General features: G+C 59.5%; 13 protein-coding genes and 1 tRNA gene. 8 read left to right on the forward strand and 6 right to left on the reverse strand.

Features of this window, described 5'->3' with window-relative positions:
• On the forward strand, nt 1-436 hold a 436-nt coding region (locus AWB78_RS38925; RefSeq protein WP_157697436.1), incomplete at its 5' end, for a transposase.
• Nucleotides 437-931: 495 nt separating this feature from the next.
• Nucleotides 932-1,876, forward strand: coding sequence for a GIY-YIG nuclease family protein (locus AWB78_RS38930; protein ID WP_062612114.1), 945 nt, complete (start codon nt 932-934; stop codon nt 1,874-1,876).
• 722 nt (nt 1,877-2,598) lie between these two features.
• Here AWB78_RS38930 and AWB78_RS38935 read toward each other — a convergent pair.
• Entirely contained in the window at nt 2,599-3,039 is a 441-nt protein-coding gene (locus AWB78_RS38935) for a very short patch repair endonuclease (protein ID WP_074173662.1), read from the reverse strand.
• Between the two features lie 479 nt (nt 3,040-3,518).
• Here AWB78_RS38935 and AWB78_RS38940 point away from each other — a divergent pair, with 479 nt between their 5' ends.
• Complete coding sequence (locus tag AWB78_RS38940; protein ID WP_062612119.1) at nt 3,519-3,977, forward strand: hypothetical protein; 459 nt, start codon at nt 3,519-3,521, stop codon at nt 3,975-3,977.
• A complete protein-coding gene (locus AWB78_RS38945; RefSeq protein ID WP_062612121.1) occupies nt 3,970-5,019 on the forward strand; it encodes a serine/threonine-protein kinase in 1,050 nt (349 codons plus the stop codon). The genes AWB78_RS38940 and AWB78_RS38945 overlap by 8 nt, the downstream gene beginning before the upstream one ends.
• A gap of 275 nt (nt 5,020-5,294) precedes the next feature.
• Here the strand turns inward: AWB78_RS38945 and AWB78_RS38955 are convergent, their stop codons facing one another.
• The 5 genes from AWB78_RS38955 to AWB78_RS38975 form a co-directional block, all read right to left on the reverse strand.
• Nucleotides 5,295-7,163 carry a site-specific integrase gene (locus AWB78_RS38955; protein ID WP_096031918.1) on the reverse strand — a complete coding sequence of 623 codons (1,869 nt, stop codon included), beginning with the start codon at nt 7,161-7,163 and terminating at the stop codon, nt 5,295-5,297.
• Between the two features lie 189 nt (nt 7,164-7,352).
• A tRNA-Met gene (locus AWB78_RS38960) sits at nt 7,353-7,429 on the reverse strand.
• 95 nt (nt 7,430-7,524) lie between these two features.
• Entirely contained in the window at nt 7,525-9,183 is a 1,659-nt protein-coding gene (locus AWB78_RS38965) for an MFS transporter (RefSeq protein WP_062612128.1), read from the reverse strand.
• A gap of 231 nt (nt 9,184-9,414) precedes the next feature.
• A complete protein-coding gene (locus AWB78_RS38970) occupies nt 9,415-11,004 on the reverse strand; it encodes a sensor histidine kinase (protein WP_062612131.1) in 1,590 nt (529 codons plus the stop codon).
• A 5-nt stretch (nt 11,005-11,009) separates the two neighbouring features.
• Nucleotides 11,010-11,774 carry a response regulator transcription factor gene (locus tag AWB78_RS38975; protein WP_062612140.1) on the reverse strand — a complete coding sequence of 255 codons (765 nt, stop codon included), beginning with the start codon at nt 11,772-11,774 and terminating at the stop codon, nt 11,010-11,012.
• A gap of 284 nt (nt 11,775-12,058) precedes the next feature.
• Here AWB78_RS38975 and recA point away from each other — a divergent pair, with 284 nt between their 5' ends.
• The 4 genes from recA to AWB78_RS38995 form a co-directional block, all read left to right on the forward strand.
• Nucleotides 12,059-13,129 (forward strand): recombinase RecA, encoded by a 1,071-nt coding sequence (gene recA / locus AWB78_RS38980; RefSeq protein ID WP_062612133.1) that lies wholly within the window; start codon nt 12,059-12,061, stop codon nt 13,127-13,129.
• A gap of 19 nt (nt 13,130-13,148) precedes the next feature.
• Entirely contained in the window at nt 13,149-14,153 is a 1,005-nt protein-coding gene (gene recX / locus AWB78_RS38985; protein WP_062612135.1) for a recombination regulator RecX, read from the forward strand.
• 125 nt (nt 14,154-14,278) lie between these two features.
• Complete coding sequence (locus AWB78_RS38990; RefSeq protein ID WP_062612137.1) at nt 14,279-14,920, forward strand: DUF2889 domain-containing protein; 642 nt, start codon at nt 14,279-14,281, stop codon at nt 14,918-14,920.
• Nucleotides 14,921-15,040: 120 nt separating this feature from the next.
• A partial coding sequence (locus AWB78_RS38995) for an ATP-grasp domain-containing protein (protein ID WP_332460140.1) occupies nt 15,041-15,167 on the forward strand: 127 nt, incomplete at its 3' end.

The following is a 15,167-nucleotide window of genomic DNA, read 5'->3' on the forward strand; positions in this document are numbered from 1 at the left end:
GGCCGAACTGGGTAACTGTGCTGCCGACAGCGGCCAATTGCCGATCGTTCTGGCGGCGGTAGCGCGCGACGCCGGGGCCGCCCCCAAGCAAGTCCTTGCCGATGCGGGCTACCGCTCGGAGGCGACGTTCGAACAATTGCGCGAGCACCCCGCCGAGTTGATCGTGGCGCCCGGACGCGAGGGCAAGAAAGAGGTGAAGGTCGATGCCCGGAAGCGCCCGCTATGCGCTGCGATGGCCGACAAGTTTACTTGTGCGCAAACTCAGGCGGCCTATCGAAAGCGCAAATGGCTGTCCGAACCGCCGAATGCCTGGGTAAAGAGCGTTCTCGGATTTCGACAATTCAGCATGCGCGGACTGGCCAAGGCCCAGGCCGAATGGAAACTCGTCTGCGCGGCGCTGAACCTACGCAGAATGTCGAAAATGACGCCTGCGTAAGTCCCGAAGGGGACAACATTGCCCTGATTTCGCCGCCGGGAAAGCCATTTTTGCGCGCAATGGCGGACCAAACCGCAATCGGCGTTGACGCCGCACGATGTGGCGTCAGTACCGGCAGCTCAAATTCTGTCTGCCGCGCGGATTCCTAGGTAACACCAGACGAACGAAGCGTGACAGTTTGCTTGCGAATACCGCTTCTCTTCAGACCTCGATAATCGCCCGTATGTCGGCGCTCGAGGTTACTCACGCCAAGCTGATGAACCAAATGACGGACGAGTCCAACTGGCTCGGCGACTTCAGTAAAGGCCGCGTTCGGTCCGTCGAAAGCAGGTCGCTCGTCGAATGCAATTTGGCACTGGCTCGAGCGCGCGGCGTCGAGGAACATCGATTCATCAAGAGTCACTGCCAGCTGGACGTGTACAGTCCTGGCTCATCAAACGCCGGCCGTCGGACGCGGCCGGATTCGACAGAAAAAGGTAATTCGAGGGGTGACGGATGGATGATAGGCTGCTCAGCATCGGGTTCGAACCTGTGGGCGATTGGGAACTGGTGGGCGACCGAATCAAGGCACGGTTCGAGCGCGACGCAGGCCAACAGAACGTGCTCTACGCTTTTGTGCGCAGCGCAGAGGTCATGTACGTCGGGCAGTCGGAGCGAACGCTGCGTGAACGCATGGGTAACTACGCCTCACCCTCGGCGAATGGGAATAGTACCAATCAGAAAATCAAGCGCAACATCCTAGAGTTGCTCCGCTCGGGTGAATCGGTCGAAATTTTCGCTCTCCCGGACAACGGATTGATGCACTACGGCCAGTTCCACCTGAACCTCGCAGCAGGCCTTGAGAAGAGCATCATCCGGAAGCTGTCGCCGCCATGGAACTGGAAGTCTAAGAACGGTGAAAAATTCCTGGTCACGGAGCGGGATGACGTCATCGAGAAAGTCCAGGACCCCGAGGCACGTGAGGAACAGGGCGCTGCGCTGCCCGCGCCGGCGATGAATGCGCAAGAGGAGACGCAGCAGGGCAAGCAGAACGACGTGCACAACGACACTGAGGAAGAGCGGTCTTATTCAGGCGACGTGGATGACGAGACCCCGCCCGAGCCTGCCGAGTCGCTCCAGCCTGCGGACCCTCCTGAGACCATCGGCAGCTTTGAATTCAAGCTGGAGCCGAGCTACTGGCGGGAGGGGTTCTTTAACGGTAGGAACGCCGGCTCGCCGCTGCTTGGCGAGCACGGGGCAAAAATCGAAATCTTCTACGGCGACGAAAAAACGCCGTTCCTCGGAAGCATCAACCGCCGCAACACCGGCCCTGGGCAGACTCCCCGCATTTCAAGCGGCGCGGCCTTGAAGCCCCGGTTCCAGCGGCTTCCGGAGGGTCACACGATGGTCGTCGACGTGTACTCGCCGTTGTCGATTCGGATTCGGCCCAAGACCGAGTAGGCCATCAGGCTCATTAAAACTGTTGCGATGATTCTGTTCGTCGGGTGTGACAGTAAGTCAGTCGGAGCGCGGGAATCACGACGTCGCTGCCGCTAAGGCACGATTTCTGATGCGCACCACCCCGGCCAACACCAACGTTCGCCAGGCCAATCGTACGTTCTTGCTGATTTTCACGCTTCTAGCGATTTTTCAGGAAGGAACCGGCCCTACCTAGGACAGAGGCCCTGCATCTCAGTTTCCCGTTTCGGACAAAGCGTCGCTATCGGCACATTCCGTTGTAGCCGTTGAAGTATGAAACGAAGCCCGCCACGAAGGGCGGGCATTTCAAAGTCACGAAATAACGAGGACGTGAACGCGGGTAACCATAGTGCATTCAGATTGTTCTGGGACCTGTTCAGTCTCAAACAACAATGGGCCGAATTCTTTCTCGCGACATTCGGCGCGTGCCCAGCAAGCACCCTTAGGTCCGCATTTCGTCTCCATCTTCCAGCGAGTCGACAGCGCCAGGACCGGTGGTCTGTCGCCGTCCGCAAGAATTAGCAAATCTGGGTCAAGATAGCCTAAAGTATCTAGTAGATGTTTGACCTGCATATGTGTGCCTCGATGAATACAGGAAATCTCCTGCATTCGTGTATAGGCACTCGTGAGCTTTGAGCTTTTTGTCGCGTACTTGCAGTCCCAACGGAAACACAACACAGCACCCGGCTTTAGCACTGATGCTATTAGGGCATTCTGGTTGGGCCAAGAAAGATTACCAGTTTTTCAGTGAGAGAATTCAAGTCTCTGAGTTCGCATTCCCAGAGTGTTAGGCAGTCCCAACTCAACTCTTTTAAGCGGGCAATGTTTAGCTCGTCACGCTGTTTGTTTGCCGCAAGCTTGCTATTCCAGAATTCGGTTCTGGACTGCGGCATCTTGTAGTGGCCGCATCCATGCTGGTGCCAAAAGCATCCGTGAACAAAAATAACTTTCTTCCGTTTAGGAAAAACGATGTCGGGGCGCCCTGGTATGGTCGTTGAGTGCAGGCGATATCGATAACCCAAGCAATGCAAAATTTTTCTGACAATCAACTCGGGCTTCGTGTTCTTGCCTCGGACCAAGGCCATACGGGCGCTTCGTTCGCTTGGCGAAAGCGGGTCAATCCTCGGTGGCTGCCTCGACTTCATCCGGTTCCACCTCCACACCGCCTCTAAGGTGTAGTTCTACATCTTTGAGCTTCTTTTCACCTTCGTAGGCAAGTACTTTGCCTTTCATTATGGTAATTGTCCAACCCTCTGGGCAGCACTTACTTACGCGACCCAATACTGTCCTCATCGGTGCCGGTGCGAACAATTCCTCCGTGTCGACCGTGATGCATCGGAGTGATTCCTTTGACTCATCGGGAGACGCGGAACGTAAACGACACGTTTTCACCAAACCAATCAAGCGCGGAAAGAAGCGCATCGGTCTTCGGCAGACGTCTACGGCGTGACTCATCGGATATCCGTTCCTTCGACATACAATCAGCTGCGTTACTGCATACGGTTCAGCTATTCGATAGCAATGTTTAGGGCTACAATTGCCCCGCCACGCTCTGCGCGTTTTGTGGCTTTGGCGCTCGGTCATGACAAGGCGAACCAAGCATTCTGTTTAATAAGCGACTCAAATGAGAACAATTGGTATTCGAGTAAGCCCTAGCTCGGTGACGTATGTTATCTATGATGCACAAGCGAAGAGTATTCTGACGGCCGATAAAATAAACGTGCCGAAAGCGCTGTCTGTTCCTGATTCCCTAAAATTTGTTCGAAGCAATGTCTTGGACATCATTCGTGAATATGAAATTGACAAGGCAGGAATCAGAATCTCCGAAACGACAGTGCGTCGGCAGTCGATTGAGCGAATACAGTTGGAAGGGGTGATTCAAGAAGCGCTGGCCAGCAGTAGCGTCAGCAAGTATTACTGCGGCCAAATTTCGTCTATCTCGGCGAGAGCCGGTATCGCCCGAGCTGATTTCAAGAAATATATTGCTGATGAGCTGGTATTTGACCGGATACCCGGGTGGACACGGCATTCTGTTGAAGAGAAAGAAGCAATGTTGACTGCGATTGGAGCTGAGCATGCTTAAACCGTATAACCGCGCCGAACTCGTTTTCGATTTGATAGCGGAAATCGGTGCTGAGGGTAAGAACTCAACGGTCTACCGCGCGCACGACCATCAGCTTAATGCGGAACTTGTCGTCAAGAAGATTGCTAAGAAGAGCGTAGGCGACGTAAATGCTTTCTTCAGCGAGGCGAGCATTCTCTACGAGACTCAGCATGATAACGTCGTGCCGGTTTACTATGCCTGTGAGGACGCTGACAGCATTTATATCGCCATGCCCTTCTTTCCTAACGGCTCGTTGAATGCGCTATTGGAAAGGAGATTTCTTACTGTTCGGGAAATCGTGCGGTATTCGTTGCAGTTCCTTAGCGGCCTGCACAACATACATTCCAAAAAGCTGATTCATTTCGATATCAAGCCGGACAACATCTTGCTTACGCGCCGGGATGAAGCGGTCATTTCTGACTTTGGGCTCGCTAAGCGGATGGATGGCGCCGGCCTGGCTGTGCAAGGATTCACATACACGAAGATAATCCCGCCGGAACGGCTGGATGGTGCTGTCGGTCACACGGTCCTGCACGACATCTACCAAGTCGGTGTTACGCTCTACCGGATGTGTGCAGGCAATGCGGCCTTCTATAATCAGTGGGAATCCTTTTGCAAGGATGGCAAGCTCCAAGTTCAGCCGTTTATCGATGCGGTCAAGGGCGGACGCTTTCCACAAAGAGACGAACTTCCCGAACACATACCGCAAAAGCTTCGGAATATAGTCGCGAAATGCTTGGAAGCAGACCCAGCTCAACGCTACGCCTCGGTTTTGTCGGTCATGAATGACCTGGCAGCCATCGACGGGCCTGAACTCGACTGGCACTTCAGCCATACCGCAGATGGGGGGCGCAAGTGGTCCCGGACCTTCGACGGCTGCGAGTGCTATATTGAGGTAGATGCTTCGGGTCAATCGATTGCCCGGAAGCAGAAGCGCAATGGTCAGTACGTCGCTATCAATGCGTACTGTGACGACAACCTATCACGGCGGAAGCTAAAGAGTTTTTTCAAAGAAGCATGATGAACCCTATTGGCAACGACCGTGCAAGCTACCTCCTGAGAAGTCGAGCGGCAGCGGCGCCTGACCGGGCGCCGGTCCAGATGCCTGCCCTGAGCCAACAGGAGGTAGCCGCTGCACTAGCGAAGGCAGACCCGGACGGCTATGTGTATTGGGAAGCGGCGCCCGAGCCGGACACGCGAGGCACCTGACCTCGACGGCTCGATTGAACGCAAGCAAGCTGTCTTCGTCACTGGGTCTTGCGCCGTACGGCCGCTTCCCAAGCGCGGCCGTGTGCTTCATATGTCAATATTGGTGCTGCGCCGCTTAAGAGGCAACGCCCTCGGCGCACGTACGACACCAGAAAAGTCCGGCGCCTGACTGCGATAATCTTCCCAGCGGGGAAAGCTTTGTGGAAGCTGGTGGCGCGATGCTAAGAGGGCTGCAGCCTCGCGTAGTGGCTCTCCGGGGTACCACCGCGCTCCATAGAACGTCTCGCCAGCGTTCTTGCTTCGATTGTCTCCTTCGGTGTGTCCGAGGAGAGCGTCACGCACTTCCTGCTCCACGCCGGCTTCGCGGGCTTCGTCAACCACGTTATGGCGGAAGCTGTAGGTGACGTAGAGCGGATTCTGTTCGTCCAACGTCGTCCGCAGGTAGTCTCCCAAGGCGTTCAACGCATAGCGAGCGCGGTTAGCCGGATTATCAGCGGACACCTGCATTGGAAACAGCCATTGACCGCGTGAAACTGAGCGAATGTACTCGGTGAAGCCCAGTTTCAATAGAATCTCCGGTATCGGCATGCGCCGGAGACTTACGCCTGTTTTGATTGGGCGCGCTTGGCCACCGACTCCTGGAACATCTGAGTAGAAGTAAATCCAGCTCGCATTCCCGTGGCCCGCGAGTTGATGTGCCGGCGTCGTATAGTCTTCGGGCAAAACGATATCATCGCGCATCAGAAATGAAACCTCGAGCGGCCTAGCCCCGGTAAATCTCAGAATGAGCGGGAACCAGTAAGCAACAGGTGGCGGCATGCGGCGGTCAAACCCTGGCCCGCTAAAGAGCGGGCCGTTGAAGTAGCGCTCGACCAAGGGCGCCGGAAGCGGACTGCGGCCCGCCTTGTTACCTTTGCGAACCTCCGCGTTCGTTCCTCGTAATTGCAGATTGGCCAGCTTGAACGTAAATGGATTTACATCCGTTTTTCCGTTTTCGACCGCAAGCTGAAATATAGTAGAAAGCGCGCTTTTGTATTTTCTTAGCGTCTTATATTCGACGCCTTGGCTGCGCGCAACATGTTCAATCCATTCGCGTCCTACCTGACGCTCGCGCGTGAGCGCAGAAATCGTGGTGAGACCGACTTGCTCAAGCGGAAAGCCGCACACAAATTGGCCGAACCGCTCGGCGAACCCACGATATTCGTTATCAGTCTTGCCTCCGCCCGAACGCGTGCGCACGTTAGCCCACGCATTAAATGCGTCGAGAAGCGTAGGTCCGGTCGGGATGGGTGCGGCGACAATGGCGGCTACGGGTTGCGCTGGTTTTTGTGGCGTCAAAACTAGCTCTTCGCCGCGCAACCGTTTCAGGAGCGCGTTCACGGACTTAATCTCTGTGTCGAGTGCTCGCAAGAAAAAATCACGGCGGTCGAGACAGTCCGGATGCAGTCGAATCGCCAGTGCGTTGGACATCTCGCCCTGTATCTCTTCAATCCAGTCTTCAGGGGGCGACATCCGTCGCATGGCCGACTGCAGCCTCTTGAGATACTCTTTTTGTTCCGCTTCAAGGGCATCAAGAGCTTCTTCGGTCGCTTCGGTTATCTCGCCGTCGTACATATCAAGATACGTGTAGACCCGGCTACTGAGAAAGTGGTCGAGCACCCGGCGCTCTCGTGCGCCCAAGATTTTGTACGTGACTGGTGGGACATTGTCGCTGCCAGCGTAGAAGGTCTCTTCGCTCTCCGCCTTGCGGAACAACTCCGCTTGATACGCGGAGAACTCGAGAAAGACTGCCGGATAGCGTTCGAGTGCCTCTTGGAATGTAGACCCCAGGGAGCGCTTCCACTCTGTGGCGCCAGCCGCCTTCCGATAGCGGAGAGGGATACTCCAGCGAAAAATCCAGCCGCTGCGGTCCTTCGGCTGTTGCATATAGGGGCGTCGTGCCATGTTCTCTTTCATGTGAGAAATGGTAGCGAGGCTGGGGTTTTTGTACCAGCCTTCTGTACCAGATTCAATTCATCGAACAAAGCGGGGAAACGACCTCATTTCCACTAACCCTAGTCAAAACAATGACTTGCAACGAGCGGATAGGCGTAGGGGAAAAGAAAAAGGCCGCTGTCCTTGCGGAACAGCGGCCTTTAGCATTGCTGGTGGCGAATCAGGGACTCGAACCCCGGACCTGCGGATTATGATTCCGTCGCTCTAACCGACTGAGCTAATTCGCCGAAAGAAGACGAGATTATGGCGAGCGTTGAAACACCTGTCAACCCCTTCCGCGCGATTTATCAAAGAATCACGCGGAAGGCAGCCGAAGGCACAATCAATCCTCGTGATACACATTCGACTTGCGCGTGTCCTTCACGAACAACATGCCGATCACGAAGGTGATCAAAGCGATCACGATCGGATACCACAGGCCCGAGTAGATATCGCCCTTGGCCGCGACGATGGCGAACGCCGTCGCCGGCAGGAAGCCGCCGAACCAGCCATTGCCGATGTGATACGGCAGCGACATCGACGTATAGCGGATCCGCGCCGGGAACATCTCGACGAGCATCGCCGCAATCGGGCCATACACCATCGTCACGAAGATCACGAGGATCGTCAGGATCACGATCGCCATCGGCCAGTTGATCAGCGCCGGATCGGCCTTCGCCGGATAGCCCGCGCTCTTCAGCGTGCCCGACAGGGTCTTGTCGAACGCCGCGCCTTGGGCCTTCGCATCCGCGGCCTTGCCGTCGTACGTGTTCACCACCGTCTCGCCCACCTTGATCTGCGCGAGCGTCCCCGCCGGCGCCGCCACGTTCTCATAGTTGAGACCCGCCTTCGACAGTGCGCTCTTCGCGATATCGCACGAGCTCGTGAACTTCGACGTGCCCACCGGATTGAACTGGAACGAGCACTCGTCCGGATTCGCGATCACGACGATCGGCGACTTCTGCGTCGCGGCTTCCAGCGTCGGGTTCGTATAGTGCGCGAGCGCCTTGAAGAGCGGGAAGAAGCTCAGTGCGGCGATGAGACATCCCGCCATGATGATCGGCTTGCGCCCGATGCGATCCGACAGCGAGCCGAAGAACACGAAGAACGGCGTGCCGATCAGGAGCGCCACGGCGACCATGATGTTCGCGCTGGTGCCATCGACCTTCAGCGTCTGCGTGAGGAAGAAGAGCGAGTAGAACTGGCCCGTGTACCACACGACCGCCTGGCCCGCCGTCAGACCGAAGAGCGCGAGCAGCACGATCTTCAGATTCTTCCACTCGCCGAACGCTTCCGTGAGCGGCGCTTTCGACGTCTTGCCTTCAGCCTTGATGCGCTCGAACACCGGCGATTCGTGCAGCTTCATCCGGATCCACACGGAGATGGCGAGCAGCAGGATCGACACGAGGAACGGAATGCGCCATCCCCACGCGCCGAACTGCTCTTCGCCCATGGCCGTGCGCACCACGAGAATCACGATCAGCGAGATGAAGAGGCCGAGCGTCGCGGTGGTCTGGATCCACGCCGTCCACGCGCCGCGCTTGTTCGAAGGCGCGTGCTCCGCGACATACGTCGCAGCGCCGCCGTACTCGCCGCCGAGCGCGAGGCCTTGCAGCAGACGCATCGCGATGAAGATGATCGGCGCCGCGATGCCTATGGTCGCGTAGCCAGGCAAAAAGCCGATCAGGAACGTCGACAGACCCATGATGACGATGGTCACGAGGAACGTGTACTTGCGCCCGACCATGTCGCCGAGCCGCCCGAACACGATCGCGCCGAACGGACGCACCGCGAAGCCCGCCGCGAAGCCGAGCAGGGTGAAGATGAAGCCGGCCGTCGGATTGACGCCGGAGAAGAACGTCTTGCTGATATAGACGGCGAGCGATCCCGCCAGATAGAAGTCATACCATTCGAACACCGTGCCGAGCGACGAGGCGAAGATGACTTTCTTCTCCTCCGACGTCATCGGTGCGTGTGACACGCGCCCCTCAACCGTAGCCATGGATCGTCTCCTGATTTGATATTCGAATACGTCGGTCCGCGACAAGGCGGCTCCGGTGCAAGGATTATTGGAACGAAAACTTACGGCGTTCTGACGCGGCGCCCGCCGGCCCCGCTGCGTGGTGAAATCGCGAAATGCGTCGAATTCTCAAGCATCCCATTCGAACGATCGTTTAAATTCTTCTAATCTCGTTCTTCTTGCGCGCATTTAAATGCGCGGCGACGCTTACGCTCAGGGTTTGTCCCGGGCAGGAAAAACCCGCTGCAGGCTGACACGGACAAGGGTTCCGGCGAGACGCGGGCTCTCTTGATACACGTGATCCTCGATCGTGAGCGCACCGCCGTGCATCGCGGCGATCTCCTTGACGATGGCGAGCCCGAGTCCGCTGCCGTCGCCTTCGCGCCCGAGAATGCGGTAGAAACGCTCGACCACGCGTTCGCGTTCCGCCGGCGGAATGCCAAGCCCCGTGTCCTCGACTTCGAGATGCACGAGATCGAGATCGTCGTCATCGGTCCGCACGCGCACGGTGATGCGCCCGCCCGCGGGCGTGTAGCGGATCGCGTTGTCGATGAGATTCGACAGCATCTCGCGCAGCATCACGACATTGCCTTCCACCTCGACGGGATACGGCGGCTCTTCATAGCCGAGGTCCATGCGCTTCGCGAGCGCGGCCTGCACCCAGTCGCGCACCGCGAGCCGCGCGAGGTCCGTGAGCACGATGCGCGTGAAGATCTGCCCCGTCGCGCGATTCTCCGCGCGCGCGAGCGCGAGCAATTGCGTGACGAGCCGCGCGGCGTGCTCCGAGCTCGTCGCGATCTGTTCGAGCGAGCGCTGCACTTCCGTCGATACATCCTGGCGCATCGCCAGCTCCGCCTGCATGCGCAAGCCCGCGAGCGGCGTCTTCATCTGATGCGCGGCATCGGCGATAAAGCGCTTCTGGAAATCCATGTTCTGCTCGAGGCGCGTGAGCAGATCGTTGAACGACGCGACGAGCGGCGCGATCTCGGGCGGCGCGCTGCCTGCCTGTAGCGGCGAGAGATCGTCGGGGCGGCGCGCGCGGATGTTGGACTGCAGCGCATGCAGCGGCGCAAGCCCGCGCGAGAGCCCGAACCACACGAGGATGATCGCGAGCGGCAGGATCACGAACTGCGGCAGGATCACGCCCTTGATGATGTCGTTGGCGAGCTGGCTGCGCTTGTCGAGCGTCTCGGCCACCTGCACGAGCACGGGCTGCGCGTTGTCGGGATCGCGTCCGGGCGAGAGGCCGGGCAGATCGACCGTCGTATACGCGACGCGGATGTCGTTGCCGCGCAGCACATCGTCGCGAAACTCGACGATGCCGGGCTGCGGCCGGTCGTCGTCGTGCGGCAGGGGCATGTCGCGGTCGCCGCCGACGAGCTCGCCGCGCGCGCCGAGCACCTGGAAGAACACGCTGTCGACGTTGTCGGCGCGCAGGAAATCGCGCGTCGCGTCGGGAAGCCGCAATTCGGCGACGCCATTGACCGGCTGGATCTGGCGCGCGAGCACGTAGGCGTCGGCTTCGAGCGCGCGGTCGAACGGCCCGTTCGCGATCGACTTCGCGACGAGATACGTCACCGCGATGCTCATCGGCCAGAGCAAAAGGAGCGGCGCGAGCATCCAGTCGAGAATCTCGCCGAAGAGCGAGCGCGGATGTGCTTCGCCGTCGGGCTCGAGTTCATCGGGCGGCGCGAACGGGTTCGCGTACCGCGCGTCGCGCCGGGCGTCGGAATCGTCGGCGGCGGCGCCCGCTTCGGCGTGATTCTTCGATTCGCGCGATTCAGTGGAAGCGGGCGACGCCATGCGGCCTACTTATAGTGATGGCTGGCGGATTCGCCGGATGGTTGCGGGCTCGCGCCGCTCGAGCCATTCGCGACATTCCCGCCGTTCCCGCCGTTCGCCGTGGCGCCTGCTTTCTCGAGCGTGTAACCGAGACCGCGTACCGTGATGATCTTCGCGCCGCTCGGCTCGATCTTCTTGCGCAACCGGTGCACGTAGACTTCGATCGCGTTGTTGCTGACTTCCTCGCCCCACTCGCACAGATGATTGACGAGCTGTTCCTTCGATACGAGCCGGCCGGTTCTTTGCAGCAGCACTTCGAGCACGCCGAGTTCGCGCGCGGAGAGATCGATGACCTGATCGCCGATGGTCGCGATCCGCCCGACCTGATCGAAGGAAAGCGATCCGTGCTTCACGACGGTCGGACCGCCGCCCGCGCCGCGCCTCGTCAGCGCGCGCACGCGTGCTTCGAGCTCGTTGAGCGCGAAAGGCTTGGCCATATAGTCATCGGCGCCGAGATCGAGACCCTTCACGCGTTCGTCGACGCTGTCGGCGGCGGTGAGGATCAGCACGGGCATCTGCGAATTGCGCGCGCGCAGGCGCCGCAGCACTTCCAGGCCGGGCATGAGCGGCAGGCCGAGATCGAGGATCAGCAGGTCGAAAGTCTGCAGCGAAAGCGCGGTATCCGCCTCGACGCCATGCTTCACATGGTCAACGGCGTATCCCGATTGGCGGAGTGATCGGACGAGCCCGTCCGCGAGTATGCTGTCGTCTTCGGCAATGAGGATTCGCATCGTCGTGTGCGCCTTTGTACGCCATGCATGCGCGATGAAGCGCATCGGCATTGCCGGCACCGAGTGTCGCCCGGCGCGGCGGTCTCCAGGTGTTTCGTGGTTTTTGCGCGGCTCGCGCGGCGTGGAAAAAAAGCAGCGCCACGCCCGTACATGCTTGCAAAAACTACTGTTTTTTTATACAGTGTCTGCGTGAGTGCCGAAGGTAGGTTTCATATGCGTATATGCAGGTGAAAAGCCCCGTGAGCACTGCCTCAGACGCCGTTCATCATAGCAAAGGACGATTCATGGAAGAAAGCAAGAAAGGCCCGGCTGGAATGACTGCGGAGAAAAGCAAGGCGTTGGCCGCCGCGCTCTCGCAGATCGAAAAGCAATTCGGCAAAGGGTCGATCATGCGGCTCGGCGCAGGTGAGGCGGTCGAAGACATTCAGGTGGTCTCCACCGGTTCGCTCGGACTGGACATCGCGCTCGGCGTCGGCGGTTTGCCGCGCGGCCGTGTCGTGGAAATCTACGGTCCTGAGTCATCGGGCAAGACCACGCTCACGCTGCAGGTGATCGCGGAGATGCAGAAGCTCGGCGGCACGGCGGCGTTCATCGACGCGGAACACGCGCTCGACGTTCAATACGCGGGCAAGCTCGGCGTGAACGTGCCGGAACTGCTGATCTCGCAGCCGGACACGGGCGAGCAGGCGCTCGAAATCGCGGACGCGCTGGTGCGCTCCGGCTCCATCGACATGATCGTCATCGACTCGGTCGCGGCGCTCGTGCCGAAGGCGGAAATCGAAGGCGAAATGGGCGACTCGCTGCCCGGTCTGCAGGCGCGTCTGATGTCGCAGGCGCTGCGCAAGCTCACCGGCACCATCAAGCGCACGAACTGCCTCGTCATCTTCATCAACCAGATCCGCATGAAGATCGGCGTGATGTTCGGCAACCCGGAAACCACCACGGGCGGTAACGCGCTGAAGTTCTACTCGTCGGTGCGTCTGGATATCCGCCGTATCGGTTCGATCAAGAAGAACGACGAAGTCATCGGCAACGAGACGCGCGTGAAGGTCGTGAAGAACAAGGTGTCGCCGCCGTTCCGCGAAGCCATCTTCGACATCCTCTACGGCGAAGGCATTTCGCGTCAGGGCGAAATCATCGATCTGGGCGTGCAGGCGAAGCTGATCGACAAGGCGGGCGCCTGGTACAGCTACCAAGGCGATCGCATCGGTCAGGGCAAGGACAACGCGCGCGAATTCCTGCGCGAGAATCCGGACATCGCACGCGAGATCGAGAACAAGATCCGCGAATCGCTGGGTGTGGCCGCGCTGGGTGAAGCTGTCGCCGCGGGCGCCGCAACGGCCAACGACGAGTAAGCCTCAGGCCTGAAGCGCGATGCAGAAGCGCCGGTTCGGATCGAAGGCTGACACGGCGGATGAAGGAACCGAAGACGGTTCCGAATCCGTCGATCGCTACGAGCGAAGCAGTGAGCGGCGCGGTGCATCGTCGAAGTCGGGCGGATTCAGACGCGGTAACAAGGAACGCGCCGACGCGAAGCCATTCGCGTCGGCGCGTCGCGTTTCAGGGCCCACCAACGACGGTGGAAGCGGCGTCGAGGGCGACACACACGCCGGCGATCGCGCTGCTCGTCTGGAGGAAGCCCGGGCATTGCTGAAGCAGGCGACCGAGCAACCCAAATCGCTGCGCGCGGAACGTGCGCCAAGTCTGCCCGCGCCTGCAAGCGCGATCTCCAAAGCGAACCACGAATCTTTCGCAGACCCCTTCGAAAACGCCGATCCCTTCGAGCCGTTCGAGCAATGTGCGCCTTCGGAAGCATCACGCACCACATCGGACGCATCGAGTGAATCGGCCTACAGCCGCTCGAGCCAGCGCACCCGCAAGACTTCGGTAGCCGAAGCCAATAATCCGAAACGCCCGCAACGCTCGCTCAAAGGGCGCGCGCTCGCGTTTCTCTCACGTCGCGAATACAGCCGGGCGGAATTGTCCCGCAAGCTGCGCCCGTACGTCGAGGAAGCAGATTCACTCGAATCCTTGCTCGACAGTCTCGAGCGCGACGGCTGGCTGTCGAACGAGCGCTTCGTCGAGAGCGTCGTGCATCGGCGGGCATCGCGCATGGGCGGCAGCAGGATCATCAGCGAATTGAAGCGCCATGCCGTCGGCGACGCGCTCATCACCGAGACCGCCGACAAGCTCGCGCAGACCGAGGCGGCGCGTGCCCAGGCTGTCTGGGAAAAGAAGTACGGCGTGTTGCCGGAGACGCCCGCCGAACGGGCCAAGCAAGCGCGCTTCCTGGCTGCGCGCGGCTTTTCGGGCGGCACGATCGGCAAGATCCTCAAGGGCGGCGACGAAGACTGGAGCGAAGAGATCGTCGACGACTGACGCGAGCGTTGCGCCATCTCCGCCCAATCCCGCACGCACGTTCCTTTCGAGATGCGCATCCCCCGGCCCGGAATACCCAATATGCTAAAATTGCACGGTTTTCCCCGTACCGGCTCACTCCCAGCATGCCTCTTTCGCCTCCCGCTCCCCGACAATTGCGCCATCGCCGCGCGATTCGACTGGAAGCCTTCGAGCGTGACGACGGCCTCTGGGATATCGAAGCCTGTCTAACCGATGAGAAGCCGCGCGACTTTCGCCTCGCGACGGGCGTCCGGCCACACGGCCTGCCGATCCATGAACTCTGGCTGCGCATCACCATCGACCGCAAGCTCACCATCGTCGACGTCGAAGCGTCGTCCGACTGGTCGCCCTATGGCGGTCTGTGCGCCGAGTCCAATCCGGTCTATCGCAAGCTCATCGGGCTCAATCTGCTCCAGAGTTTTCGCCGCGAAGCCAACAAGGTGCTGCGCGGCACAGCCGGCTGCACGCATCTCACCGAGTTGTGCGGCGTCTTGCCTACAGCCGCGGTCCAGGCTTTCGCCGGCGATGTCTGGAAGATCGAGGACGGCAATCCGTTCAAGCACTCCGGCGAATCGAATCCAGACGCTGCCGCGCCGCAGGACGAGCCGCCGTTTCAGCTCGGCCGCTGCCATGCCTTGCGTTTCGACGGCCCCGCGGTCAAGGAGCATTACCCGCGCTGGTTCGGCTACACACCCGGCGAAAAAGCGGAAGGCGGAACAACGGTACGAGACAAGCCGGAGACTTAGTCCGCCTCGTCGCGCGCAGGCGATGCCTGCGTGGATGCATGGAATTCAAAGAAGAATCGAAAAATCAGCGGTTCAAGCAAACAGAAGTTCACTCCAACTCTCAGACTGAAGGAATCACGCATGAAGATTCACGAGTACCAGGGTAAGGAAATCCTGCGGAAATTCGGCGTCGCGGTCCCGCGCGGCAAACCCGTGTTCTCGGTGGATGATGCGGTCAAGGCCGCGGAAGAGCTGGGCGGCCCGGTTT

Source organism: Caballeronia calidae, assembly GCF_900044055.2.
Classification (GTDB): Bacteria; Pseudomonadota; Gammaproteobacteria; order Burkholderiales; family Burkholderiaceae; genus Caballeronia; species Caballeronia calidae.